26 protein-coding genes are annotated in these 24527 nt (G+C 71.6%); 11 read left to right on the top strand and 15 right to left on the bottom strand.

The features are described from left to right. Positions 1–127: 127 nt before the first annotated feature. The 5 genes from OG357_RS14605 to OG357_RS14585 all read left to right on the top strand — a co-directional run bounded on the left by OG357_RS14605 (position 128) and on the right by OG357_RS14585 (position 5912). Entirely contained in the window at positions 128–1756 is a 1629-nt protein-coding gene (locus OG357_RS14605; protein WP_329625595.1) for an ABC transporter ATP-binding protein, read from the top strand. Further along, positions 1753–2865 (top strand): ABC transporter permease, encoded by a 1113-nt coding sequence (locus OG357_RS14600; RefSeq protein ID WP_314611951.1) that lies wholly within the window; start codon positions 1753–1755, stop codon positions 2863–2865. Before OG357_RS14605 ends, OG357_RS14600 begins: the two co-directional genes overlap by 4 nt. Continuing rightward, entirely contained in the window at positions 2862–4151 is a 1290-nt protein-coding gene (locus OG357_RS14595) for an ABC transporter permease (RefSeq protein WP_329621567.1), read from the top strand. The genes OG357_RS14600 and OG357_RS14595 overlap by 4 nt, the downstream gene beginning before the upstream one ends. Further along, a complete protein-coding gene (locus tag OG357_RS14590) occupies positions 4148–4552 on the top strand; it encodes a cytidine deaminase (protein ID WP_329621566.1) in 405 nt (134 codons plus the stop codon). The genes OG357_RS14595 and OG357_RS14590 overlap by 4 nt, the downstream gene beginning before the upstream one ends. Before the next feature lie 82 nt (positions 4553–4634). Further along, positions 4635–5912: a thymidine phosphorylase gene (locus tag OG357_RS14585; protein WP_329621565.1), complete on the top strand. Its 1278-nt coding sequence runs from the start codon at positions 4635–4637 to the stop codon at positions 5910–5912. Between the two features lie 58 nt (positions 5913–5970). Here OG357_RS14585 and OG357_RS14580 read toward each other — a convergent pair whose 3' ends face one another. Beyond that, the gene (locus OG357_RS14580) at positions 5971–6627 is read right to left on the bottom strand and encodes an HAD family hydrolase (RefSeq protein ID WP_329621564.1); all 657 of its coding nucleotides are present in this window, start codon (positions 6625–6627) and stop codon (positions 5971–5973) included. A gap of 71 nt (positions 6628–6698) precedes the next feature. Between OG357_RS14580 and OG357_RS14575 the strand changes: the two genes are divergently transcribed. Then, entirely contained in the window at positions 6699–6974 is a 276-nt protein-coding gene (locus OG357_RS14575) for an STAS domain-containing protein (protein WP_329621563.1), read from the top strand. On the opposite strand, the gene OG357_RS14570 is transcribed toward OG357_RS14575, so the two are convergent. The 3 genes from OG357_RS14570 to OG357_RS14560 all read right to left on the bottom strand — a co-directional run bounded on the left by OG357_RS14570 (position 6963) and on the right by OG357_RS14560 (position 10048). Beyond that, positions 6963–7934, bottom strand: a complete 972-nt coding sequence (locus OG357_RS14570; protein WP_329625594.1) for a sigma-70 family RNA polymerase sigma factor — start codon at positions 7932–7934, stop codon at positions 6963–6965. The genes OG357_RS14575 and OG357_RS14570 overlap by 12 nt on opposite strands. Positions 7935–8018: 84 nt before the next feature. Next, positions 8019–8726, bottom strand: a complete 708-nt coding sequence (locus OG357_RS14565; protein ID WP_329621562.1) for a L,D-transpeptidase — start codon at positions 8724–8726, stop codon at positions 8019–8021. Between the two features lie 53 nt (positions 8727–8779). Further along, positions 8780–10048 carry an MFS transporter gene (locus OG357_RS14560; RefSeq protein ID WP_329621561.1) on the bottom strand — a complete coding sequence of 423 codons (1269 nt, stop codon included), beginning with the start codon at positions 10046–10048 and terminating at the stop codon, positions 8780–8782. A gap of 62 nt (positions 10049–10110) precedes the next feature. Here OG357_RS14560 and OG357_RS14555 point away from each other — a divergent pair, with 62 nt between their 5' ends. After that, positions 10111–11061: a LysR family transcriptional regulator gene (locus OG357_RS14555; protein ID WP_329621560.1), complete on the top strand. Its 951-nt coding sequence runs from the start codon at positions 10111–10113 to the stop codon at positions 11059–11061. Here OG357_RS14555 and OG357_RS14550 read toward each other — a convergent pair. Next, complete coding sequence (locus OG357_RS14550; protein ID WP_329621559.1) at positions 11058–11834, bottom strand: alpha/beta hydrolase; 777 nt, start codon at positions 11832–11834, stop codon at positions 11058–11060. The two genes, OG357_RS14555 and OG357_RS14550, sit on opposite strands and share 4 nt — an antisense overlap. Positions 11835–11922: 88 nt before the next feature. Further along, entirely contained in the window at positions 11923–12696 is a 774-nt protein-coding gene (locus tag OG357_RS14545; protein ID WP_329621558.1) for a GNAT family N-acetyltransferase, read from the bottom strand. 105 nt (positions 12697–12801) lie between these two features. Between OG357_RS14545 and OG357_RS14540 the strand changes: the two genes are divergently transcribed. After that, positions 12802–13956 (top strand): adenosine deaminase, encoded by a 1155-nt coding sequence (locus tag OG357_RS14540; protein WP_329621557.1) that lies wholly within the window; start codon positions 12802–12804, stop codon positions 13954–13956. 173 nt (positions 13957–14129) lie between these two features. Next, a complete protein-coding gene (locus OG357_RS14535; RefSeq protein WP_329621556.1) occupies positions 14130–14510 on the top strand; it encodes a hypothetical protein in 381 nt (126 codons plus the stop codon). A 75-nt stretch (positions 14511–14585) separates the two neighbouring features. On the opposite strand, the gene OG357_RS14530 is transcribed toward OG357_RS14535, so the two are convergent. The 5 genes from OG357_RS14530 to afsQ1 all read right to left on the bottom strand — a co-directional run bounded on the left by OG357_RS14530 (position 14586) and on the right by afsQ1 (position 18520). Then, a complete protein-coding gene (locus OG357_RS14530) occupies positions 14586–14786 on the bottom strand; it encodes a PspC domain-containing protein (RefSeq protein WP_317598590.1) in 201 nt (66 codons plus the stop codon). 92 nt (positions 14787–14878) lie between these two features. Beyond that, the gene (locus OG357_RS14525; RefSeq protein ID WP_329621555.1) at positions 14879–15460 is read right to left on the bottom strand and encodes a VanZ family protein; all 582 of its coding nucleotides are present in this window, start codon (positions 15458–15460) and stop codon (positions 14879–14881) included. Positions 15461–15534: 74 nt separating this feature from the next. Then, on the bottom strand, positions 15535–16320 hold the full coding sequence (locus OG357_RS14520; RefSeq protein WP_329621554.1) for a hypothetical protein: 786 nt from the start codon (positions 16318–16320) through the stop codon (positions 15535–15537). Then, complete coding sequence (locus tag OG357_RS14515) at positions 16317–17846, bottom strand: HAMP domain-containing sensor histidine kinase (RefSeq protein WP_329621553.1); 1530 nt, start codon at positions 17844–17846, stop codon at positions 16317–16319. Before OG357_RS14515 ends, OG357_RS14520 begins: the two co-directional genes overlap by 4 nt. Further along, positions 17843–18520 (bottom strand): two-component system response regulator AfsQ1, encoded by a 678-nt coding sequence (gene afsQ1 / locus OG357_RS14510; RefSeq protein WP_017239746.1) that lies wholly within the window; start codon positions 18518–18520, stop codon positions 17843–17845. Before afsQ1 ends, OG357_RS14515 begins: the two co-directional genes overlap by 4 nt. A 169-nt stretch (positions 18521–18689) precedes the next feature. On the opposite strand from afsQ1, the gene OG357_RS14505 reads away from it, so the two are divergent. Further along, positions 18690–19409, top strand: coding sequence for a SigE family RNA polymerase sigma factor (locus OG357_RS14505; RefSeq protein WP_024755347.1), 720 nt, complete (start codon positions 18690–18692; stop codon positions 19407–19409). A 160-nt stretch (positions 19410–19569) separates the two neighbouring features. Here OG357_RS14505 and OG357_RS14500 read toward each other — a convergent pair whose 3' ends face one another. Then, entirely contained in the window at positions 19570–20265 is a 696-nt protein-coding gene (locus tag OG357_RS14500) for a uridine kinase family protein (protein WP_329621552.1), read from the bottom strand. Positions 20266–20317: 52 nt separating this feature from the next. On the opposite strand from OG357_RS14500, the gene OG357_RS14495 reads away from it, so the two are divergent. Then, a complete protein-coding gene (locus OG357_RS14495; RefSeq protein ID WP_329621551.1) occupies positions 20318–20719 on the top strand; it encodes a hypothetical protein in 402 nt (133 codons plus the stop codon). A gap of 3 nt (positions 20720–20722) precedes the next feature. Here the strand turns inward: OG357_RS14495 and OG357_RS14490 are convergent, their stop codons facing one another. The 3 genes from OG357_RS14490 to OG357_RS14480 all read right to left on the bottom strand — a co-directional run bounded on the left by OG357_RS14490 (position 20723) and on the right by OG357_RS14480 (position 24527). Then, the gene (locus OG357_RS14490) at positions 20723–22075 is read right to left on the bottom strand and encodes a TerD family protein (RefSeq protein ID WP_329621550.1); all 1353 of its coding nucleotides are present in this window, start codon (positions 22073–22075) and stop codon (positions 20723–20725) included. Between the two features lie 99 nt (positions 22076–22174). After that, positions 22175–23098: an aldehyde dehydrogenase family protein gene (locus tag OG357_RS14485; protein ID WP_329621549.1), complete on the bottom strand. Its 924-nt coding sequence runs from the start codon at positions 23096–23098 to the stop codon at positions 22175–22177. Continuing rightward, the gene (locus OG357_RS14480; protein ID WP_329621548.1) at positions 23091–24527 is read right to left on the bottom strand and encodes an aldehyde dehydrogenase family protein; all 1437 of its coding nucleotides are present in this window, start codon (positions 24525–24527) and stop codon (positions 23091–23093) included. Before OG357_RS14480 ends, OG357_RS14485 begins: the two co-directional genes overlap by 8 nt.

The raw sequence follows: 24527 nt of genomic DNA, 5'->3' as shown, positions 1-24527 counted from the left end.
CGGGCAGTTGAACGATTTTCCTGACGCTACGCGCGTAGCGTCATGGCGTACAGGGTATTTTTCGCCACCGACAGCGCCTGCGTCCCCGCCTCGTCCTCCTCACGCTCCCTGCCTTGGAGAGTGCGTCATCAAAGCCTCCAGCACCAGCAGTCCGAACGCCGTAGAACTCCGCGGCATCACCAAGCGTTTCCCCGGCGTCGTGGCCAATCACGACATCGACATCACCGTGCGCCGCGGCACCGTCCACGCCCTCGTGGGCGAGAACGGCGCGGGCAAGTCGACGCTGATGAAGATCCTCTACGGCATGCAGAAGCCGGACGAGGGCACCATCACGGTCGACGGCGAGCAGGTGACGTTCAACAGCCCCGGCGATGCGATCGTCCGCGGCGTCGGCATGGTCCACCAGCACTTCATGCTCGCGGACAACCTCACCGTCCTCGAGAACGTCGTCCTCGGTTCCGAGAAGCTCTACGGCATCGGGGACAAGGCCCGCGCCAAGATCAAGGAGATCTCCGACGCGTACGGCCTCGGCGTCCGCCCCGACGTCCTCGTCGAGGACCTCGGTGTGGCCGACCGTCAGCGCGTCGAGATCCTCAAGGTCCTCTACCGCGGCGCCCGCACCCTGATCCTCGACGAGCCGACCGCCGTGCTCGTCCCGCAGGAGGTCGACGCGCTCTTCGACAACCTGCGCGAGCTCAAGGCCGAGGGCCTGACCGTCATCTTCATCTCGCACAAGCTGGGCGAGGTCCTGTCGGTCGCCGACGAGATCACCGTCATCCGGCGCGGCACCACGGTCGGCACCGCCGACCCGAAGCACACCACCACCAAGCAGCTCGCGGAGCTGATGGTCGGCGCCGAGCTGCCCTCGCCGGAGACCCGCGAGTCGACGGTCACGGACGTGCCGATGCTGACGGTCCAGGACCTGGCGCTGAGCGCGGTCGACCCCGACGGCGTGGTCCGCGCGGTCCTCGGCGGGATCACCTTCACCATCCACAAGGGCGAGGTCCTCGGCATCGCCGGTGTCGAGGGCAACGGCCAGTCGGAACTCGTCGACACGATCATGGGCATGCGCAACGCCGACGGCGGCGTCGTGACCCTGGACGGCCAGGACATCTCCGAGGCCCCCACGCGCAAGCGTCGCGAGGACGGCATCGGCTGCATCCCCGAGGACCGCCACCGGCACGGTCTGCTCCTGGAGGCCCCCCTCTGGGAGAACCGCATCCTGGGGCACGTCACCGAGAAGCCCAACTCCAAGGGCGCCATCCTCGACCTCAAGGCCGCCCGCAAGGACACCGAGCGGATCGTCCGCGAGTACGACGTCCGTACCCCCGGCATCGACGTCACCGCGGCCTCCCTCTCCGGCGGAAACCAGCAGAAGCTGATCGTCGGCCGCGAGATGAGCCACGACCCCAAACTGCTGATCGCCGCGCACCCCACCCGGGGCGTGGACGTCGGCGCGCAGGCGCAGATCTGGGACCAGATCCGCGAGGCGCGCCGTGAGGGCCTGGCGGTCCTGCTGATCTCCGCCGACCTCGACGAGCTGATCGGCCTCTCCGACACCCTGCGCGTGATGTACCGCGGGCGGCTCGTGGCGGACGCCGACCCGGCGACGATCACTCCGGAGGAGCTGGGCTCGGCCATGACCGGCGCCGCCGCCGGTCACCTTGAGCACGATGAGAGCCCTGAGAGCCCTGAGAGCCCTGAGAGCCCTGCGGGCACTGAGGGCACCGACGGCCCGGAGGACGAGGCCCGATGAAGAAGTTCGACAAGGAGCGGGTGCTCCTGGCGATCGCGGCGCCGCTGCTCGCGATCGTCGCCGCCTTCCTGATCACCGCCCTGGTGCTCGCGGCCACCGGCAAGGAGCCGTTCAGCGCCTTCGGGATCATGTTCGACTACGGCGTCAAGTCCGACAGCCAGGTCTACATCATCAACAAGGCGACGACGTACTACCTGGCGGGCATCGCGGTGGCCATCGGCTTCCGCATGAACCTGTTCAACATCGGTGTGGACGGCCAGTACCGTCTCGCCGCCTTCTTCGCCGCCGCCGTCGGCGGCGCGCTGACCCTGCCGGGCATCGTCCAGATCCCGCTGATCATCGTCACCGCGATGATCGTCGGCGCCATGTGGGCGGGCGTCGCGGGTCTCCTCAAGACCACCCGCGGTGTCAGCGAGGTCGTCTCGACGATCATGCTCAACTTCATCGCGACCGCGATCATCGGCTACCTGCTCCAGCCCGGCCGCCTCGGTCACCTGGACGCGGCCGGCACGAAGGTGGCGACGACCCCGCTGCCGGAGTCCTCGCACTTCTTCGAGTTCCCGACCACGCCGACCCCGATCTACGGCTTCGTCGTCGTCGCGGTCATCGCGGGCATCGGGTACTGGTTCACGCTCTCCCGCACCCGCTTCGGCTTCGACCTGCGCACCGTCGGCCAGTCCGAGACGGCCGCGTCGGCCAGCGGTGTCAACGTCAAGAAGATGGTCGTCACGTCCATGCTGATCTCCGGCGGCATGGCCGGTCTGATCGGTATGCCGACGCTGCTCAACGACTCGTACGAATTCGGCGGCGACTTCCCCGTCGGCATCGGCTTCACCGGTATCGCCATCGCCCTGCTCGGCCGGAACCACCCGATCGGCATCGCGCTCGCCGCGATCCTCTGGGCGTTCCTGGAGCGCGGCGGCCAGCAGCTGGAGTTCGAGAACTACGACCGCGAGATCGTCGGCGTCATGCAGGGCGTCATCGTCCTCTGCGTCGTCATCGCCTACGAGGTCGTCCGCCGCTACGGCCTCAAGCGCCAGCAGCGACAGGTCGGCGAGAAGCTCGCGGCCCAGGCCCGTTCCAACGACACGACGGAGGTGTCGGCGTGAGCGCCACGGCGACTTCCACCCCGCCGCCCGCGGCCCCCAAGGCGGCCGGCGGCAAGGGCGGCCGCACCCGCCTCACCCTCCCCTGGATCCTGCTGATCGTCGCGGGCGGGCTCGTGGCCCTGTCGGCCGTGCGGGTCATCACCGGGGCGCAGGACCTCACCTCGGCCGGCCAGATCAGCGCCGCGCTCTCGCTCGCCGTGCCGATCGGCCTCGCCGGTCTCGGCGGTCTGTGGGCCGAGCGCGCGGGCGTGGTCAACATCGGCCTCGAAGGCATGATGATCCTCGGCACCTTCTTCGGTGCCTGGGCCGGCTGGCAGACCGACCCCTGGATCGGCATCCTCGCCGGCATCCTGGGCGGCATGTTCGGCGGCCTGCTGCACGCGGTCGCGACCGTCACCTTCGGCGTCGACCACATCATCTCCGGCATCGCGATCAACATCCTGGCCGTCGGTGTCACCACCTACTTCGCCAAGCTGTGGTTCAACTCCGGCGAGGCGGCGGCCAAGGGCGGCAGCCCCAAGCAGTCCCCGCCGGCCGATGACATCACCTCGATCACCGTGCCGGGCCTGTCCGACTGGCTCGCCGACATCGAGAAACACCACTGGTTCCTGATCTCGGACATCGCCGGCATCCTCGGCGGCCTGGTCACCAACGTCTCGCTGGTGACGATCCTCGCGGTGCTGCTGGTGATCGGCACGTTCTTCGTGCTGTGGAAGACCTCGTTCGGTCTGCGGCTGCGCTCCTGCGGCGAGAACCCGATCGCGGCCGAGTCCCTCGGCGTCAACGTGTACAAGTACAAGTACATCGCCGTCGTCGTCTCGGGCGGTCTGGCCGGTCTCGGCGGCGCCTTCCTCTCCCTGGTCACCTCGCACATCTACAACGAGGGCCAGACCGGCGGCCGCGGCTACATCGGCCTCGCGGCGATGATCTTCGGCAACTGGCGGCCGGGCGGCCTCGCGATGGGCGCGGGCCTGTTCGGCTTCGCCGACGCGCTCCAGCTCCGCAGCGGCGGCGAGTCCGTGCACGCGCTGCTCCTGCTGCTCTTCGCGATCCTCGTCGTCCTGGCGGCCTGGAAGGCGTACAAGAAGCGCTGGATCACGTCCTCGATCAGCATCGTCATCGGCGTCGGCGTCCTCATCTGGTACCTCGGTACGGAGACGGTCCCGGTCGAGTTCGTCAGCGCGACCCCGTACGTGGTGACCCTGCTGGTCCTGTCGCTCTCCGCGCAGCGCCTGCGGATGCCCAAGGCGGACGGCATGCGCTACCGCAAGGGCGAGGGCAAGTGACGACGCCGCTTCCGGCGTCGGACTGGGAGGCCTTGCGGGTCACGGCCCGCGAGGCCATGGCCCGCGCGTACGCCCCGTACTCGGGCTACCCGGTCGGCGCGGCGGCCCGCGTGGACGACGGACGGACGGTCTCCGGCTGCAACGTGGAGAACGCCTCGTTCGGCCTGGGCCTGTGCGCCGAGTGCGGTCTCGTCTCCCAGCTCCAGGCGACCGGCGGCGGCCGGCTGACGCACTTCGTGTGCGTGGACGGCCGGGGCGAGTCCCTCGTCCCGTGCGGCCGGTGCCGGCAGCTCCTGTTCGAGTTCGGCGGCCCCGACCTCGTCCTGGAGACGCCCGCCGGGTTCCTGACCCTGGCCGAGATGCTGCCGCAGGCGTTCGGCCCGGACCACCTTCGCAAGTAACACCTCGGAGCGGCCCTTCCGGCACGATGGAAGGGTCGCTCTCCCTTTCCCCCTCTATGCGCGTAGAAAGAGGCACCACCTCATGGACGTCATCTCCGTCATCCGCACGAAGCGGGACAAGGGCGAGCTGAGCCCGGAGCAGATCGACTGGGTCATCGACGCGTACACCCGCGGCGTCGTCGCCGACGAGCAGATGTCCGCCCTGGCCATGGCGATCCTGCTGAACGGCATGAACCGCGCGGAGATCGCCCGCTGGACCGCCGCGATGATCGCCAGCGGCGAGCGCATGAACTTCGACGCGCTCTCCCGCCCGACCTCCGACAAGCACTCCACCGGCGGCGTCGGCGACAAGATCACCCTCCCGCTCGCCCCGCTCGTCGCCGCCTGCGGCGCGGCCGTCCCGCAGCTCTCCGGCCGCGGCCTCGGCCACACCGGCGGCACGCTCGACAAGCTGGAGTCGATCCCGGGCTGGCGCGCGCTGCTCTCCAACGAGGAGATGCTGCACGTCCTCGACACCACCGGCGCCGTCATCTGCGCGGCCGGCGACGGCCTGGCCCCCGCCGACAAGAAGCTCTACGCGCTCCGCGACGTCACGGGCACGGTCGAAGCGATCCCCCTGATCGCCAGCTCCATCATGTCCAAGAAGATCGCCGAGGGCACCGGCTCGCTCGTCCTGGACGTCAAGGTCGGCACCGGCGCCTTCATGAAGACCATCGAGGACGCCCGCGAGCTGGCCTCCACCATGGTCCAGCTCGGCACCGACAGCGGCGTGAAGACGGTCGCGCTGCTCACCGACATGTCGACCCCGCTCGGCCTGACCGCGGGCAACGCCCTGGAGGTCCGCGAGTCCGTCGAGGTCCTCGCGGGCGGCGGCCCGTCGGACGTCGTCGAGCTGACGATCGCGCTCGCCCGCGAGATGCTCGACGCGGCCGGCATCAAGGACGCCGACCCGGCGAAGGCCCTCGCCGACGGCTCGGCGATGGACGTCTGGCGCCGGATGATCGCGGCCCAGGGCGGCGACCCTGACGCCACCCTCCCCGTCGCCCGCGAGCAGCACGTCGTCACGGCCCCGTCGACCGGCGTCCTGACCCGCCTCGACGCGTACGACATCGGCATCGCCGCCTGGCGCCTCGGCGCGGGCCGCGCCCGCAAGGAGGACCCGGTGCAGGCGGGCGCCGGCGTCGAGCTGCACGCGAAGCCGGGCGACACGGTGACGGCGGGCCAGCCCCTGCTGACCCTCCACACCGACACCCCGGAGAAGTTCGACTACGCCCTGAAGTCCCTGAACGACTCCTGGGACATCGCCCCGACGGGCACCGACTTCACGGCGAACCCGATCGTCCTGGACCGCATCTCCTGACGCCTGACGCCCGGAGCCTGACGCCCGGCCCGTGAAGGGAGCCGGTGTAGGCGTACGCCTACACCGGCTCCCCGAGCAGCTTTGGCAGCTCCCGCATGTCGTCGAAGACCACCGTCCGCGGGCCCATCAGGCGGTCCGCCCGCGTCAGGCCGCCGCAGTAGCCGAAGGCGCGCATGCCGGCCGCGCGGGCCGCCTGGACGCCGTACGGGCTGTCCTCGACGACCGCGCAGCGCTCCGGGGGGACGCCCATCGTGGCCGCCGCGTGCAGGAAGAGGTCCGGGGCGGGCTTGCCGCGGGCGACGTCGCGGGCGCTGAACATCCGGCCCTCGAAGCGGTCGAGCAGCCCGGTCCTGCCCAGGTTCTTCCGGATGCCGGCGTGGCTGCTGTTGGAGGCGAGGCAGTACGGCAGGGGCAGGGTGTCCAGGACGTGCGTGATGCCCTCCACGGCCGTCAGTTCGGCGTCCAGCACGTCGTCGTACCGCTGCTTGAAGGGCGTCTGCCAGCCGGGCTCCAGCGGGCGGCCCCTGCGCTCCTCCACGATCGCCGTGAGCATCTCGTGGGAGGAACCGACGAAGTGCTCGATCACCTCCGCCTCGGTGAACTCCGCCCCGAGGGAGGCGAACACCTCCCGGTCCACACGGCAGTAGATCCGCTCGCTGTCCACCAGAACACCGTCACAGTCGAAGATCACCAGTTCGACAGGTTCGTGAGTCATGATCGACAGCGTAGAGGTAGGCACGGGACCCCCGCCGATGAGTTCCGGGTCCCGGACCGGTCACAAGCCATGTGGACATCAGTCAGCCGCTCGTCGTGACCCTGCCCGCCCGCCCCACCGGGGACGAGGTGGCCCTCCTCTGCGCCGAACTCGGCGCGGCCCCGCCCGGTGACGTCGTCTGCGAGGTCGGCGCCCTCGCACCCGCGGACCTCGCGGCCGTCGACGCCCTCGCCCGTCTGAAGCTCGCGGCCGGCCGCCGGGGCCACCGCATCCGCTTCCACGGAGCGGGCCCCGAGCTACGGGCCCTGCTCCTGCTGACCGGCCTCGACGGGACCTTAGGCGTCTAGCCGCGCCGGCAGGTCGAAGAGCGGGAACCAGCGCTCGGTGTCGAGGAAGAAGTCCATCCCGGCGACCTTGCCCTCGCGGAGCTCCAGGACGATCAGCGCCCACGGGGCGAAGCCGCCCGCCGGGTCGGGGTGGTACTGCGCGAACGCCGGGGAGCCGTTCGCCACGGTCGGCACCAGCTTCGAGCCGGAGCAGACCTCGCCGACGCCCAGCATCCAGCCGACGATGTCGTCGTGCCCCTGGAGCCACAGGTCGTACGGCGGCATCGACATGGTCGCGTCCTCGTGGAGGAGTGCGGTCAGCGCCTTCATGTCGTAGCCCTCGAAGGCGGCGACGTACCGCTCCAGGAGCGCCTTCTGCTCCTCGTCCAGCGGGTTCGCCGGGTCGGAGACGGCCGGCGCCTGCTCGGCCAGGGTCGCCCGGGCCCGCTGGAGGGCGCTGTTCACCGAGGCGACGGAGAGCCCGAGGAGCTCCGCGACCTCGCTCGCCTTCCAGGCGAGCACCTCGCGCAGGATCAGCACGGCCCGCTGCTTGGGCGGCAGGTGCTGGAGGGCGGCGACGAAGGCGAGCCGCACCGTCTCCCGGTGCACGGCCGTCTCCGCCGGGTCGGCGACCGACGGCAGGACCCGCCCGTCCGGCACCGGCTCCAGCCAGGTGATCTCCGGCTGCTTGACGAGCTGCGCCTGGGCGACCGGCGTCGGCGCGGTCAGATCCATCGGCCGCGCCCGCTTCTTGCCCGCGTTCAGCGCGTCCAGGCAGACGTTGGTCGCGATCCGGTACAGCCAGGACCGCAGCGAGGAGCGGCCCTCGAAGCTGTCGATGGCCTTCCAGGCCCGCACCATCGTGTCCTGTACCGCGTCCTCCGCCTCGAAGGAGGATCCGAGCATCCGGTAGCAGTAACCGGTCAGCTCCCTGCGGTACTTGTCGAGGTCCTCGGTCGTCACGGTCGCGGCGTCACTCATCGGGTCCATACCCCACTCACCCCTCACCGGCACCCGTTCGGTGCCGGTGAGAGGGAAGCTACCTCAGCCGACTGACAGTGCCGGTCAGGTTCCCGGCTTGCGCCCGTAGACGAAGACGTCGTCGCCGTTCCTGAGCAGGTTCCAGTACGCCTTGGCGTCGGCCGACCGCATGTTCACGCAGCCGCCCGAACCCGGCGGGTTCCACATGGACTTGGTCGTCGAGTGGAAGGCCTGGCCGCCGTCGAAGAACTGCGAGTACGGCATGGAGACGTGGTAGATCGTCGACCAGTGGTTGATGTTCCGCCAGTAGATCTTCTTGGAGCCCGTACGCGTCTCCGTGCCGTCCTTGCCCGTACGCACCGGCACCGGCCCGTACTTGAGGCGCGAGCCGTCCTGGATCCAGGTCAGCTGCCGCGTCAGGTCGACACAGGCGATCCGGCCCCGGTTGGTCGGACACTTGCGGTCCTTGTTCGGGTTGGTCCCGGCTGCTTTCTGCTGGAGCATCGTGTTCATCGTGCGCCAGGTGATCGTCCCCGCGTACCCCGCGGTCGGGGTGATGCCGTGCTTCGCCTGGAACGACTGGATCGCCTTGCAGTCGGCGAGCGACTGACGACCGTCGACCGTCCGGCCCAGGAACTTCTCCACCTGCTTCTGGTACGGCCCCGTCGTCACGTTGCAGGACGCCGCCTGCGCCGGGGCCGTACCGAGCGCGATCGTCATCGGCACGACCAGTGCCGTGAGACCGGTCGCGATGCCCGCTCTCTTGCCTATACGACTCGCTGTTCGCTTCATGATCGTCAACTCCCCCTAGAGTCCCTGACATCGAGGACGTCAGAGGGAGCCGGTCAGTTGCAGGCAGCCGCAGCGAGTCGCGGCCGCCGCGCCGCGACCCGGGCGCTGTGGCTGCCGTACAGGGTCACGGAGACGACGCCGAGGACCGCGACGAGGCCGATCAGGACCGTGCCCGCCCAGCCGCCGGCGTGGAAGGCGATCGCGCCGAGCGTGCCGCCCGCGCTGCTGCCCAGGTAGTACGCGGACTGGTAGAGCGCCGAGGCCTGCGCCCGGCCCGTCTTCGCCGTACGGCTCACCGAGGAGGACGCGACCGCGTGCCCCGCGAAGAAACCGGCCGTGATGAGGACCAGGCCCGCCAGGACCGCGGCGAGCGAGTCGGCGAGCGACAGCAGCAGGCCCGCGGCGGTCGTGGAGACCGCCAGGTAGAGCGCCCCGCGCCGGCCGAGCCGTCCGACGAGCTTCCCGGCGGCGGCCGAGGCGACCGTACCGACCAGGTAGACCAGGAAGATCGAGCCGATCACGCCCTGCGGGAGCGAGAACGGCGCCTCGACCAGGCGGTAGCCGATCACGGTGTACACCGCGCCGAAGACCGTCATGAACAGCGCGCCGATCACGTACAGCCGGACGAGCAGCGGGTCGGACAGATGCGTCCGCACGGCGCTCGCCAGCGCCCTCGGGTTCAGCGTGCCCGGCGTGAAGTGCCGCGCCTTCGGCAGCAGCGCCCGGAAGGCGATCACGCACAGCAGCGAGGTCAGTCCGACGGCGGCCAGACCCGCGCGCCAGCCCCACATCTGCGCGACCCAGCCGGTCACGATCCGGCCGCTCATGCCGCCGATCGAGTTGCCCGCGACGAACAGGCCGATCGCCGCGATCAGCGCCTTGGGGCGGACCTCCTCGGCGAGGTACGCCATCGCGGAGGCCGGGAGCCCGGCGAGCGCGGCGCCCTGGAGGGCGCGGAGGGCGATCAGGGACTCCAGGCTGGGGGCGAACGGCACGAGGAGCGAGACGGCGACGGCGACCGAGAGGGAGGCGGTCATCATCGCGCGCCGCCCGAAGCGCTCCGAGAGGGCGCTGAGCGGCAGGACACACAGGGCGAGGGCGCCGGTCGCGGCGGAGACCGTCCAGGAGGCCGCGGACGCGGTGGCGCCGAACTCGGCCGAGATGGCCGGGAGGAGGGCCTGCGTGGAGTAGAGGAGGGCGAAGGCGGCCAGTCCGGCGGCGAAGAGCGCGAGGCTCGTGCGGCGGTAGCCGGGGGCTCCGGGGGAAAGGCGGGTGTCGGCGGCCGCGTGGGTGGCGGCCGCCTTGGTACTGGCGGGAGGCATGTCACGAACGTAGGACGATCCGTTTCATGCGTCCAATGCACGGAACTGCTGTAATCGTTCCCATGGTGCATGAGTACAGGTCACAGCATCGGCTGTCACCGAACAGTAACGAAGAAGACATGGGACTGCTGCTCGCCCCGCGGCTCGCGTACTTCGCCGCCGTCGCCCGGCACGAGCACGTGACCCGGGCCGCGGCCGAGATGGGCGTACCGCAGTCCACGCTCTCCCGGGCGATGGTCCGGCTCGAACAGGACCTAGGCGTCGCCCTCTTCGCCCGCCGCGGCCGCACCGTCTCCCTCACCCCGGCCGGCCGCCGCTTCCTCACCGCCGCCGAGAAGGCGCTCGCCGAGGTCGAGCGGGCCGCCGACACCGTACGGGCCGACGCCGACCCCACCGCGGGCCGCGTCGCCTTCGGCTTCCTCCACACCATGGGCTCCGAGACCGTCCCCGCCCTCATCCGCGCCTTCCGCGTCGACCACCCGCGCGTCCGCTTCACCCTCGTCCAGAACTACGGCGAGGCCATGATCGAGCGGCTCAGGGCCGGCGACCTCGACCTCTGCCTCACCTCACCGGTGCCGGACGCCCCCGACCTGGTGGCCCGGCGCCTCGACGAGCAGCGGCTGCGGCTCGTCGTCCCGGACGACCACCGCCTCGCGGGCCGCCGCCGCGTCCGCCTCGCCGAGGCCGCCGACGAGACCTTCGTGACCCTGGAACCGGGATACGGGCTCCGCCGCATCACCGACGACCTGTGCGCCGAGGCCGGCTTCAAGCCCCGCGTCGCCTTCGAGGGCGAGGAGGCCGAGACCCTCCGCGGCCTGGTCGCCGCAGGCCTCGGCGTCGCCCTGCTGCCGCCGCCCGCGGTCCCGCGCCCCGGCGTCGTCGAACTCACCGTCACCGCGCCGCGCGCGGCCCGCGAGATCGGCGTCGCCTGGCTCGACGGCCACCCGGACACGCCCCCGGTCGCCGCCTTCAAGAAGTTCCTCCTGAGCAGGCGCGGAAACCTGCTCCCCTAAGGCCGCGGGTACGAGCTCCCGAAGCCCGCCGCGAGCGGCATCCGCAGACCCAGCGGCGGGGGAGCGGCCAGCGCGTCCGTCACGGGCCGGGCCACCGGCCGGGCGAAGAGCGCGCCGAGGGCGAAGTCCGCGGCGAGCGCCTGGACCTCGGCCGCGTACTGGCGCAGCGCGTGCCCGTCCGAGTGAACCTCGAAGCGGCAGGTGTCGCGGTTGGCCTTCTTCGCCCGCGCCGCGAAACGGAACGACAGCTCGGGGTCCGTACGGGCGTCGTTCGTGCCGTGCACGATCAGCACGCGGCGCCCCACCAGCTGCCGCACCGGCTCCGGTTCCGCCGCCACGTCGTCCTCCGGCAGCCACGGTGCCAGCGCCACGACCGCGCCGACCGCGTCGTGCCCGGCGGCCCGCAGCGCCGCCCGCGCCCCCATCCCGTGCCCGACGAGACAGACCGGGACGTCGCCGTACCGGCGTACCGCCTCCGCGACCGCCCACGAGGCGTCCGCCGCGAGCTCCGCGTCCGTGCCGTTCCACCCGCGGCCCCGATACCGCACCACGTGCCCGACGAGCCCCTCCGCCCGCCCGTCCTTGACGAGCGCCCGCCCGAGCGGCAGGACCCCCAGGTGCGCCCATGCCGAAGCGCGCCGTCCCGACATCGGCTCACCGTCGGGCAGGAGCAGCACCACGCCGCCCACCGCCGCCGACCGGGAACCTCCAACGGGACGGCCGAGCCGGGGTCTCCGGGCCTCGGACGGCCCCACGAGTGCGTAGTGCGCCATGGTGGAACAGTCTCAGAAGCCGAGGTGTACGCCACCCGTACACGCGGTCACCGTTACGTATCGTCGGTGGACCGAACGGGCGCTGCCCCTAAGCCCGTTCGAAGCGGGTCGCGCTTCCGATGGCCTCGAAGCCCTTCCGGCCGTACCAGCGGTGCGGCCAGTCCGTGGGGCGCGCGGACAGGAAGCGGGTGGTGCAGCCCGCGTCCGCGGCCATGCGGAGCGCCGTGTCCAGGACGGCCCCGGCGTGGCCCTGCCCGAGGTGGGCCTCGGCCGTGACCAGGTCCTCGATCTGCGCGATCCCGGCCGCCGGGTCCATGTAGAGGTCGACCCATCCCGCCACCTCGCCGTCGGAGGAGTACGAGGCGAGGAACCGCACGACCTCGGCGCCCCGCCGCCGGGCCGCCCGCCGCTCCACCAGGTCGCGGACCTGCTCCGGCGAGGCGTCCGGCGCGAAGCGGCTCCAGGAGGCGAGGGCGGGCTCCCGCAGCACGTCCAGGTCCACCTCCCGCGCCCCGCCGTGGACGGGCACGGGGCCGCTGTGGCACATGAGCAGAGAGGTCGAGTGCCGGAACCCGGCCCGCTCCATCGGCTCCCGGCAGGCCGCGGCGACCTCCTCGTCGAGGACGTACACGAGGCGGTACGGCAGGGAGCCCTGGAGCTCGTCCGCGAGCCCCGGCAGCGCCTCGGGATCGACCGGCCCTTCGACCAGCAGGTGGTTGTTCCCCCGGGACAGCGCGTACGCCTCGTCGAAGACCGCGAAACCGCCGGGGAAGTCGACCGTACGGGCCGCCTGGCGGCGGCGGAAGGCGGACAGGAAGCCGTGGACGCGCGGGAGTTCGGAGTCGATCGCCAGGGAAGTCATGGAGGCAGCCTAGGTTGGGGCCCCGTCGCCCCGCACACGAGAAATCCGGGTGAGGATACGGCGCCACGAGGCGCGCTCTACGCGCGTAGGGGCTAGAGTGCGGCAATGACGAGCCAGACCCCCAACGTCCCCACCGCGGACCAGATCCGCCGTGCCCCGAAGGTGCTGCTCCACGACCACCTCGACGGCGGCCTGCGCCCCGGCACGGTCATCGAACTCGCCCGCGAGCAGGGCTACGAACAGCTCCCCGAGACCGAGCCCGACAAGCTCGGCATCTGGTTCCGCGAGGCCGCCGACTCCGGCTCCCTGGAGCGGTACCTGGAGACCTTCGCGCACACCTGCGCCGTCATGCAGACCCGTGACGCCCTGGTCCGGGTCGCCGCCGAGTGCGCGGTCGACCTCGCCGAGGACGGGGTCGTGTACGCGGAGGTGCGCTACGCCCCCGAACAGCACCTGGAGGCCGGTCTCACCCTCGAAGAGGTCGTGGAGGCCGTCAACGAGGGCTTCCGGGAGGGTGAGCGGCAGGCCAGGGCCAACGGCCACCGCATCCGGGTCGGCGCCCTGCTCACCGCCATGCGGCACGCCGCCCGCGCCCTGGAGATCGCCGAACTCGCCAACCGCTACCGCGACACCGGCGTCGTCGGCTTCGACATCGCGGGCGCCGAGGCCGGCTACCCGCCCACCCGCCACCTCGACGCCTTCGAGTACCTCAAGCGGGAGAACAACCACTTCACGATCCACGCGGGCGAGGCCTTCGGGCTGCCCTCCATCTGGCAGGCGCTCCAGTGGTGCGGCGCCGACCGGCTCGGGCACGGCGTCCGGATCATCGACGACATCGAGGTCGCGGAGGACGGCTCGGTCCGCCTCGGCCGGCTCGCCGCTTATGTCCGCGACAAGCGGATCCCCCTGGAGATGTGCCCCACCTCCAACCTCCAGACCGGAGCCGCCGACTCGTACGCCGCACACCCCATCGGCCTGCTCCGCAAGCTGCACTTCCGCGCCACGGTCAACACCGACAACCGGCTGATGAGCGGCACGAGCATGAGCCGGGAATTCGAGCTGCTGATCGACGCATTCGGATACACGCTCGACGACATGCAGTGGTTCACCGTCAATGCGATGAAATCAGCGTTCATTCCTTTCGACGAACGCCTGGCCATGATCAACGACGTGATCAAGCCCGGATATGCCGAGCTCAAGTCCGAATGGCTGTTCCAGCAGACCGCCGCGACCAGCGAAGCTTCCCGTACGGAGGGCTGAGGGCCGCCCTGTCGAAGGGGTTCGGAGCGACCGGGTCGGCGCGACACCCGGTCGCTTTCCGGTGTTTGCGGAGGGGTCGCCCACTGGTTAGGTTGCAGAGCCGCTCTGCATTCCCAGGATTTCCCCTCCCGGCTTTCCCCGAAGCCCCCGGATTCCCCAAGGAAGATGTTCAGATGAAGCAGTCTGCCGCCAAGAAGCTCGGTGTCGCCGCTCTCGGTGCCGCTTTCGCCGCCGCCGCCGCGGGCACGGCCTCCGCAGCGCCGTCCCTGCCGGTCGGCGCCGACGTGCTGGGCACGGTGACCCAGGCCGTCCCGTTGGGTGACGGTCTCACCACGCTCCCTGACGGCGCAGGCGAGTCCCTCAGTGCCGGCCAGGGCGCCCTCGGCCAGGGTGTCGACCAGGGCGTGAAGCAGCTCCCGGGCGCCGCCGGCCAGGTCACCCAGGCCACCCAGAACCTCCCGCTCGACGCGGCGGCCGGCGGCCTCGGCGCCACCCCGCTCGGCCCGGTCGTGGGCCTGCTCGGCGGCCTGCCGATCGGCGGCGCCCTCGGCTGACCGCAGCCGCACACGCCGAAGGGGCGCGCACCCGGAATCCCGGGCACGCGCCCCTTCGGCGTGTGTGCCTGTGCGCTACCAGGCCGTGCTCGCGCTCTTCTCCTGCGGCAGGAACACCCACAGCGCCAGGTAGATGAGGAACTGCGGGCCGGGCAGCAGACACGAGACCAGGAAGATCACGCGCATCGTCGTCGCGGAGGTGCCGAAGCGCCGGGCCAGCGCCGCGCACACTCCACCGATCATGCGTCCTTCACGAGGGCGGACGAGAGCGGCCATGGTGGGCTCCTTCGGAGTCGTTTTCCGGGAGCCGCTCCGTCGGGCTCCCGATGACTCCATGGTGCCGCCGGGAGGGGGGACGAAGCGTCGGTCTACCGGGCGATCGGGACCCTGGGAATCGTCGGGGTCGGACCCTGAGGCGTCTCGTTCCGCAGGAGGGGGGCACCCTCACCCGGACCGGTCCCCGCGGCGGACTCCGCCCGGCCCGCCGCCGACCTGCGGCGCAGCCGTGCCCGGCCGACCGGCACGAAGAGGACATGGGCGAGCGCCACCCCGGCGGTGTTCAGGATTACGGAGTCCACGTCCACGACCTGACCCGGTACGGCGGTCTGCAGCAGCTCCACGGCCAGCGACACCAGCGCGCCGGCGGCGGTCGTCCGGGCCAGCGAGGCCCAGCGGGAGACGTCGAGCCGCCCGTCGGCCATCGGGAGCAGCACCCCGAGAGGGGCCAGGAGCAGCAGTCCCTCGCCGATCAGCCGGGCCGCCTCGACGCCGCCGAGGGCCAGATCGGCCCGGAGCCCGGCCAGCGGGATCGTGTTCGGCGCGGTCACCCAGGCCACGTCCCGTGGCCGCAGGCTGACCCAGGCGACGAGCAGCAGATGCGCGAGGAGGCCGATGAACCCCACCACGCGGACGACCACGGCGGCACTGCCGCCCGAACCTTGACGCTGCACGCCCCCCAAGACGCCCACCACGGCGGAATCGGTTCCGCCGGGTCGGACGCGACCGAGGGAACGGCCCGATCGGCTCAGCCCGCGGGCGTGGCCCCGGGGGCCGCGGAGCCGGTCGCCGGGCCGGTCGTCGTACCGCTCGTCTCCGTACCCGTCGGGGTGCCCGTCGTCGCCTCCGGGGGCGCGGTCGTCGGCGGAGCGGACTCCGGACGTTCCTTCAGCTCCGTCGTGCACTGGTAGCGCTTCGGCGCGTACGGGCCGGGACCGCCGAGGAGGACCGTGTGGTCGCCCGCGCCCGCCGAGCTCGCCGAGAACGTGCAGACGATCTGCGAGAGCGCGACCGGCGTCAGGTCCTCGGGCTGCCGGCTCAGCCGCAGCGTGCCGGCCGGGTCGCCCTCGTAGCCGTCGCCGACCACGAGCGGACCGCGCACCGCGGTCGTGAACCCGGCCTGCCGCTCGTCGTCGGAGGGCTCGGCGAGGAGCTGTACGAGCAGCCCCTTGGCCGTCACCACCGGATCGCCGCCCGCGTTCGCCTCCGGCAGCGGGGTCCTGCGGTCCACGGCCTCCAGCTGCGAGCCGCACACCAGGAACACCCGGACGGGCACCCCTTGCGCGGCCGTCGCGGAGGCGCTCTCGCCGGTCACGCTGCACGGGACCCGGGACGGGGCCGCGCCCGCGTCCACCGGGACGGACGTCGTCCGGATGCCGCAGCCGGTGACGAGCGCGGTGAGCGCGGCGGCCGCCAGGACGCCCGTACCGACCGACCGGCCACGATTCGACCGGCCACCAGCCGATCGTCCACCGGTCGACCAACCACCTGCCGTACGGCCACCTGCCGTACGGCCGAAGGTGCGGCGCCTCACGCTTCCTCCACCTCGCCCTGGCTGCTGCGGGTCTGTACCTCGCGGGTGATCCCCGAGGCGTCCAGGGGCAGCCGCAGCACGAACACCGCGCCGTCCACCGCCCCGTCCTCGCCGGTCGAGTTGGCGGCCGTGATCGAACCGCCGTGGATCAGAGCGTTCTCCATCGCGATCGACAGGCCGAGCCCGCTCCCGTCCGACCTGGGCCGGGAGGCGCTCGCCTTGTAGAAGCGGTCGAAGACGTGCGGCAGCACCTCCTCGGGGATGCCGGGACCGTGGTCGCGCACCGCGATGACCAGCTCGCCGTCCTCCGTACGCACCGAGACCCGGACCGGCGAACCGCCGTGCTTCAGCGCGTTCCCGATGAGGTTCGCCAGGATCACGTCGAGGCGGCGCGGGTCGAGCGGCGCCACGATCCCGCGCTCGGCGTCGAGATCGACCGCGTCCAGCCAGGCCCGCGCGTCGATGCACGCGGTGATCTGGTCGGCGATGTCCACCTCGTCGAGGACGAGCCGGGCGGTGCCCGCGTCGAAGCGGGTCACCTCCATCAGGTTCTCCACCAGGTTGTTGAGGCGATGGGTCTCGCTCACGACCAGCGCCACCGCCGGGGCGATCATCGGGTCGAGCGAGTCCTGCTCGTCCTCCAGCACCTCGGTGACGGCGGTCAGCGCGGTCAGCGGGGTCCGCAGCTCGTGCGACATGTCCGCCACGAAACGCCGGCTGGACTCCTCCCGCGCGCTCATGTCCGCGACCTTCTTCTGCAACGACTCCGCCGCGCTGTTGAACGTACGGGTCAGATCGGCCAGTTCGTCCGCGCCGGTGACCCGCAGCCGGGTGTCGAGCTTCCCCTCGCCGAGCTGCTTGGCCGCCTCGCCGAGCCGGTGCACCGGGCGCAGCACGGTCGTCGCCGCGACCTGCGCGAGCAGCACGGAGCCGGCCACCGCGAGGGCCGTCGCGATCCCCAACGACCAGCCGAGCGAGTTCAGATCGGCCTTCTCGGCGGCCAGTGACTTGAACATGTAGCCGGCGGGCCCGCCGCCGTCGATCCGTGTCCCGCCGACCAGGTACGGCGTCCCGTCCCGCTCCGTGCGCTGCCAGAACAGGTGGTACGGATACGGGTTGGCCTCCGTCACCGGCCGCTTGGTGTCCACGGCGTCCCGCAGCGAGCGCGGCACGTCGGCGAGTGTGAAGTCGTCCGGGTCGGAGGCGCCGGCGATCGGCTTGCCCGCGGCCCGCTCGCCGAGCAGCAGGACCTGGTAGCCGGCGCTGCCGCTCGCCATCTGCTCGGCGGTCCGCCGCAGATCGTCCTCGGTGGGCCGCAGCGGCAGCGTCGCCGCCCGGTTCTGCATCTCCTGCCGGAAGTCGTTGAGCGCCCCGTCCTGGGTACGGGTGAGCACGGCCTCGCGGTTCAGCCAGTACGCGATGCCGGAGGCGGCGACGGCCGCGGTGAGCGCGACCAGGGCGAAGACGACGACGAGCCGCAGCCGCAGGCTGGAGAGCCGCAGCCGCGCGAGGATCCCCTTGCTCACGCAGGAACGTCCAGCCGGTAACCGACGCCGCGGACGGTACGGATGAGCGTCGGCGAGGACGGCACGTCCTCCACCTTGGCGCGCAGCCGCTGCACACAGGCGTCGACGAGCCGCGAGTCGCCCAGGTAGTCGTGCTCCCACACGAGCCGCAGCAACTGCTGCCGGGAGAGCGCCTGGCCGGGCCGCCGGCTCAGCTCCAGGAGCAGCCGCAGCTCGGTCGGGGTGAGCTGGAGGTCCTCGCCGTTCTTGGTGACCGTCATCGCGGACCGGTCGATCACCAGCGAGCCGTACGTCGCGGAGTCCGTCGACTCCCGCTCGCCGCGCCGCAGTACGGCCCGGATGCGGGCGTCGAGGACCCGGCCCTGCACCGGCTTCACGACGTAGTCGTCGGCACCGGACTCCAGGCCCACGACCACGTCGATGTCGTCGCTGCGCGCGGTCAGCAGAATGATCGGCAACTGGTCGGTACGGCGGATGCGCCGGCAGACCTCGAAACCGTCGATGCCGGGCAGCATGACGTCGAGCACGACCAGGTCCGGCCGCTGCTCACGCAGCAGCTGGAGGCCGTCCTCACCCGTCGCGGCGGTGGCCACCCGGTGGCCCTGCCGGGACAGGGAGAGTTCGAGGGCCGTGCGGATGGCGTCGTCGTCCTCGATCAGCAGCAGAAAAGGCACGCCGTCATTCTGTCGCATGCGGCCGTCCGAGGACGACCGCTCGTGGACTCGCTTCTGTTCCGTCCCCTGTGACACGGCTGTGACAGTCGGCGGACACCGCCATGAAGTCCGATGGGCAAGCTTCTTGGCACACGGACCGAAACACACTCCAACCGACGGGGGGCGCACGATGAACGCACTGCACAGCACCACCTCAAGCGCAGTAGTCACGCGTCTCCACGACGTCGTACGGAGCACCGAGAAGTCCGGCGCGGTGAACGGGCGGGGGTGCGTTCGCAGCGTCGGGCGTCAGCGCAAGGCGCCGTACATGGTGGCCATTGCTGACGGGGGAGCGGCGTACGGGGAGGTCACGGGGGAGCGTTCCTGCTCGGAGGCCGAGTTCACGGCCTACGTCCAGGAGCGTCGTGCCTCCCTGTACGCCACCGCCTACCACCTGACCGGTGACCGTTTCGAGGCCGAGGACCTGCTCCAGAGCGCGCTGTTCTCCACGTACCGCGCCTGGGACCGGATCAGCGACAAGGCCGCGGTCGGCGGATACCTCCGCCGGACGATGACCAACCTGCACATCAGCGCGTGGCGCCGGCGCAAGCTCAACGAGTACCCGACCGAGGAACTGCCCGAGACGGTCGGCGAGACGGACGCGATGCGCGGCACGGAGCTGCGCGCCGTGCTGTGGCAGGCGCTGGCCCGGCTGCCCGAGCTCCAGCGCACGATGCTGGTGCTGCGCTACTACGAGGGCCGGACCGATCCGGAGATCGCGGAGATCCTGGACATCAGTGTCGGCACGGTGAAGTCGAGCATCTGGCGGTCGCTGCGGCGACTGCGCGAGGACGAGGTGCTGAGCTTCGGCCGTGACGAGGAAGAGTCCTTCGGCGAGCTGGTGGCCTGAAGGCCGGGGGGAAAGACCCACGGGGCCTACGGGGGAAACGGGGCCTGCGGGGGGCACGGGGGACCGTACGGGGGTACGGGGGAAACACAGCGCGGGTCGGACGAGCCGGGGGGCCTCGTCCGACCCGCGCTGTTTCGTGTACGCGTGCGGGCGTCCGTGCTCAGCGGGCCGTCGGCGTGCGGTGGCGGCCCGCCGCCGCCGCGGCGAGGCGGCCCAGGGCCTCGTCCTTGGCACAGGGGTGGGCGCCCAGCTGCGCCTGGCGGGCCACGATCGCCCGCTCGGCACGCATCAGCCGCCAGCCGCGGCGCAGCAGGAACGGCACGGACTTCCGGCCCTCCTTGAGGTCCCGGGCCAGCCGGCGGCGGAAGGTCGTCGAGGGGCGGCCGCGGAGGCAGAGCGCGTCGGCGAGGACGTCGAGCTCGCGGCAGCGGTTCACGATCTCCGCGGCGAAGATCCCCTCCGCCACGAAGAGCGGGGTCCGCTCGATGTCGAGCCGCTCGTGGTCCACCCGGGAACTGGTGGAGATGTCGTACACGGGGACGTCGGTCCGTCCCGTACGGCACAGTTCGACGATCGCGGCGACGGCGGCGTCCGCGTCCCAGGACCGTGGGGAGTCCCAGTCGATGTCCGAGCTGCCGTCGACGAGCGGGAGCGACGGGTCGTCGTGCTCCTTGTAGAAGTCGTCGAGGCGCAGGACCGGGAGGCCGGTGACGGCGGCGAGGGACGACTTGCCGGAGCCGGAGGGACCGGCGAGCAGGACGACGCGGGTCGGTATCGGTAGGGAACTCACGGGACACCAGTGTGAACCATTCCCCCGTGCGGTGGACCCCCGAGGAAGGCCGTTGGTATCGAGCATCACACCTCGACTACTGTCGGTGCCCGCTCGATCACCCCCTGGAAGGACACTCATGGCGCGTCACGCAGAACCCCGGACCCCCCGCCGCAGCGCCCTGCTCAAGGCCGGGCTCACCGTCACGGCGGCCGGTGCCGCGGTGCTCGGCGCGGGCGCGGCGGCCCAGGCGGTCGCCCCGGTGCCGCTGCCCGTCGACTCGCTGACCCGGACGGACGCCGCCGCGGCCGGCGCGGGCGCGCTGAGCGGCGTCACCCACGGCCTGGGCCCGCTGACCCGCCTTCAGCTGGACCCGCTGGCCAAGACGGGCGTCGACCCGCTCGACAACGGACTCGGCACCCAGGTCGCCGACTTCAAGCCGGTCGGTACGAACCTGGTGACCGACCACGTCACGCAGGGCGGCGCGGTCGCCGACCTGCCGGTGGCCGGTCCGCTGACGCAGGGGCTGCTCCCGGGCTAGAACTCAGCGCCTGGCGCGTCGTAGCCAGGCCGCCGCCGCGCTCGGCTGCTTCAGTCGCGCGCGCCAGGGGCCGTCCGCCCGCACCAGATGGACGAGGACCGGGCCCTCGGGCAGCGACAGGGACTCCCGGCGCCTGCCGATCTCGTTGATGCGCGGCAGCAGGAAATCCGGGAGGGTCGCGGGGTCGTCGTGCCCCGCCAGGTCGTAGGAGTTGACGATGAAGTTGCTGCTGCCTCGGTAGTGGAAGGCGATGTCGATCGGCCCTCCCGTGTGCAGCAGGACGTTCGGGCCCCAGGACTCCATCGTGTCCTCCGTCAGGAGCTGGGCCGCCGCCAGCGGCAGGACCCGCGCCTGCCAGGGCCCGGCCGCGCCCAGCTTCATTCGCAGTCGTCCGGTCTCGGGGACGACGTGGAGCAAGCGGCCCCGGAAGTCCCGCTCAGTGCTGTTGACGAGGAGGTCCACCTGCCTGCTCTTCGGGCCGAGGGTCCACACGCTGGTGTGACCGTCGGTCTTGACGGCGAGTTCGACCATGACGGGGCCCGGCGGGAGGTCCTCGACGTCGAGGACCGTGTTGCCCGCGCCGGAGAGTGTGCGCGGCTCGAAGACGGCCCCGAACGTCCAGCCCGACGGGCCCTGCGCGACGGGCGGGTACGGGTACGGGACGGGGGCCGGGGCCTGGGAAGGGGCCTGGATCTTGGCGGGGGCCGGGATGGAGGTCGGAACGGGGGCCGGGGCCGGGGCCTGGGTCGGGACCGGGACCTGCGGCGCTTCCGGATTCCGCGTCTCGGCCTCCGCCTCCGCCGGGGCCGCAGGGGAAACCTCCGCCGGGGAATGCTCCACCGCCTCCTCCTCGGCCACGTCGACCCCGTGGTCCTCCGCCAGGCCGACGAGGCCGTCCAGGTACCCCTGGCCCACCGCGCGGAACTTCCAGCCGCCCGCCCGTCGGTACAGCTCCGCGAGCACCATCGCCGTCTCGCCGCCCGCTTCGGTCACCTCGTACCCGACGACCGTCGCGCCGTCCGGCCCGAGGACCCGTACGGACAGGTCGTTCACGTCCCGCAGGGCGCCGTCGTCCGTCGACGCGACCACGAGGACGCGGGAGATCTCCTCCTCGATGCCCGTGAGGTCGGCGTCCACCCAGACAAAGCCGTCCTCGTCGCCGTCCCCGCCGTCGGAGAGCCGTACGGCGCCCGACGGGTGGACCGGGGCGCCGTCGAAGACGATGTCCGCGTCCCCCCGGACCCTGCCCCGCTCCGTCACGAGCAGCGCCGCCACGTCGATGTCGTTCCGGACGGCGACGCGCAGCGCGGCCGTCGGGACGAAGACGTTGTCTCCCTTGATCAATCCCCTCATCATGAGCGGATCTTGCGGCCGACCGGGGTGTGGGGCAAGAGCGGACGGCCCCCGGGTGAGTACACCCGGGGGCCGTCCGCTCCGCTCGCGGCGGGAGTGGAGCTAGTACGAGGAGCCGCTCGCGCCCAGCGAGCCCGTGGGGTGCCAGACCGTCTTCGTCTCCAGGAACGCGGTCATGCGGTCCGTGCCCGGGGACTCCGCGAAGTCCTCGGTACGGGGGCGCAGGACGCGCTTCAGGTTGTCCGCGGCCGCGATCTCCAGGTCGCGCGCCAGGTCGCCCTCGGTCGCGCCCGTCAGGTCGATCCCGTTGACGTCCTGGTGGGCCGCGAGGTGCGGGCCCATCTCGGAGGCCTTGCCGGAGAGGATGTTCACGACACCGCCCGGCAGGTCGGAGGTGGCGAGCACCTCACCCAGGGAGAGCGCCGGGAGGGGGGACTTCTCGGACGCGATGACCACGGCCGTATTGCCCGTCGCGATCACCGGGGCGATCACCGAGACCAGGCCCAGGAACGACGAGTCCTGGGGGGCGACGACGGTCACGACGCCCGTCGGCTCGGGCGAGGAGAGGTTGAAGTACGGGCCCGCGACCGGGTTGGCGCCGCCCACGATCTGGGCGATCTTGTCGGTCCAGCCCGCGTACCAGACCCAGCGGTCGATCGCCGCGTCGACGACGACCGCCGCCTTCGACTTGGACAGGCCCTCCGCGTCCGCGACCTCGCGGACGAACTGCTCGCGGCGGCCCTCCAGCATCTCGGCGACGCGGTAGAGGATCTGGCCGCGGTTGTACGCGGTCGCGCCCGCCCAGCCGCCGAAGGCCTTGCGGGCGGCGACGACCGCGTCACGGGCGTCCTTGCGGGAGGAGAGCGGGGCGTTCGCCAGCCACTTGCCCTTCCCCGCCGCGCCAGCGGCTGATGTCTTCGCCGTCACCTCGTACACCCGGCCGCTCTCGGAGCGGGGGAACTTGCCCCCGACGTACAGCTTGTAGGTCTTGAAAACGCTCAGTCGCTGCTCGGTCTTCTCAGACATCGAGGTAGGCCTCCAGACCGTGACGGCCACCCTCGCGGCCGAAGCCCGACTCCTTGTATCCGCCGAAGGGCGAGGTCGGGTCGAACTTGTTGAACGTATTGGCCCAGACGACACCGGCGCGGAGCTTGGACGCGACCGCGAGGATGCGGGAGCCCTTCTCCGTCCAGATGCCGGCCGACAGGCCGTACTGGCTGTTGTTGGCCTTCGCCACGGCCTCGTCCGGCGTACGGAACGTCAGCACCGACAGGACCGGGCCGAAGATCTCGTCGCGGGCGACCGTGTGCGCCTGCGTGACGCCCGTGAAGAGCGTCGGGGCGAACCAGTAACCGGCCGACGGGAGCTCGCAGGGGGCGGTCCAGCGCTCGGCGCCCTCCGCCTCGCCCCGGTCCACCAGCGAGGTGATGCGGGCCAGCTGCTCGGAGGAGTTGATGGCGCCGATGTCGGTGTTCTTGTCCAGCGGGTCGCCGAGGCGGAGCGTGGAGAGGCGGCGCTTCAGGCTGTCGAGCACCTCGTCCTGGATCGACTCCTGGACCAGCAGGCGCGAGCCCGCGCAGCAGACCTGGCCCTGGTTGAAGAAGATGCCGTTGACGATGCCCTCGACGGCCTGGTCGATGGGGGCGTCGTCGAAGACGATGTTCGCGCCCTTGCCGCCCAGTTCGAGGGTGACCTTCTTGTGCGTACCGGCGATCGAGCGCGCGATGGACTTGCCGACCGCGGTCGAGCCGGTGAAGGCGACCTTGTTCACGTCCGGGTGCTCGACCAGCGCGGCGCCGGTGTCCCCGTAACCGGGAAGGATGTTGACGACGCCCTTCGGCAGCCCGGCCTGGCGGCAGATGTCCGCGAAGAACAGGGCGGAGAGCGGGGTCGTCTCGGCCGGCTTCAGGACGACCGTGTTGCCCGTCGCGAGGGCCGGGGCGATCTTCCACGCCAGCATGAGGAGGGGGAAGTTCCAGGGAATGACCTGGCCCGCCACGCCCAGCGGGCGCGGGTTCGCGCCGTAGCCGGCGTGGTCGAGCTTGTCGGCCCAGCCCGCGTAGTAGAAGAAGTGCGCGGCGACCAGCGGGAGGTCCGCGTCGCGCGTCTCCTTGATCGGCTTGCCGTTGTCCAGGGTCTCCAGGACGGCCAGCTCGCGGCTGCGCTCCTGGATGATCCGGGCGATGCGGAAGAGGTACTTGGCGCGCTCGGAGCCGGGCAGCGCCGACCACTTCTCGAAGGCCTTCCGGGCCGCCTTCACCGCGCGGTCCACGTCCTCGGCGCCCGCCTGGGCGACCTCGGACAGGACCTCCTCGGTGGAGGGGGAGACGGTCTTGAAGACCTTGCCGTCGGCCGCCTCGACGAACTCGCCGTCGATGAACAGGCCGTAGTTGGGCGCGATGTCGACGACGGACCGGGACTCGGGCGCCGGCGCGTACTCGAATACAGATGCCAT

It is taken from the genome of Streptomyces sp. NBC_01255 (assembly GCF_036226445.1).
Classification (GTDB): domain Bacteria; phylum Actinomycetota; class Actinomycetes; order Streptomycetales; family Streptomycetaceae; genus Streptomyces.
The sequence above is the reverse complement of the archived record's forward strand: the minus strand, read 5'-3'. Positions and strand labels throughout refer to the sequence as shown.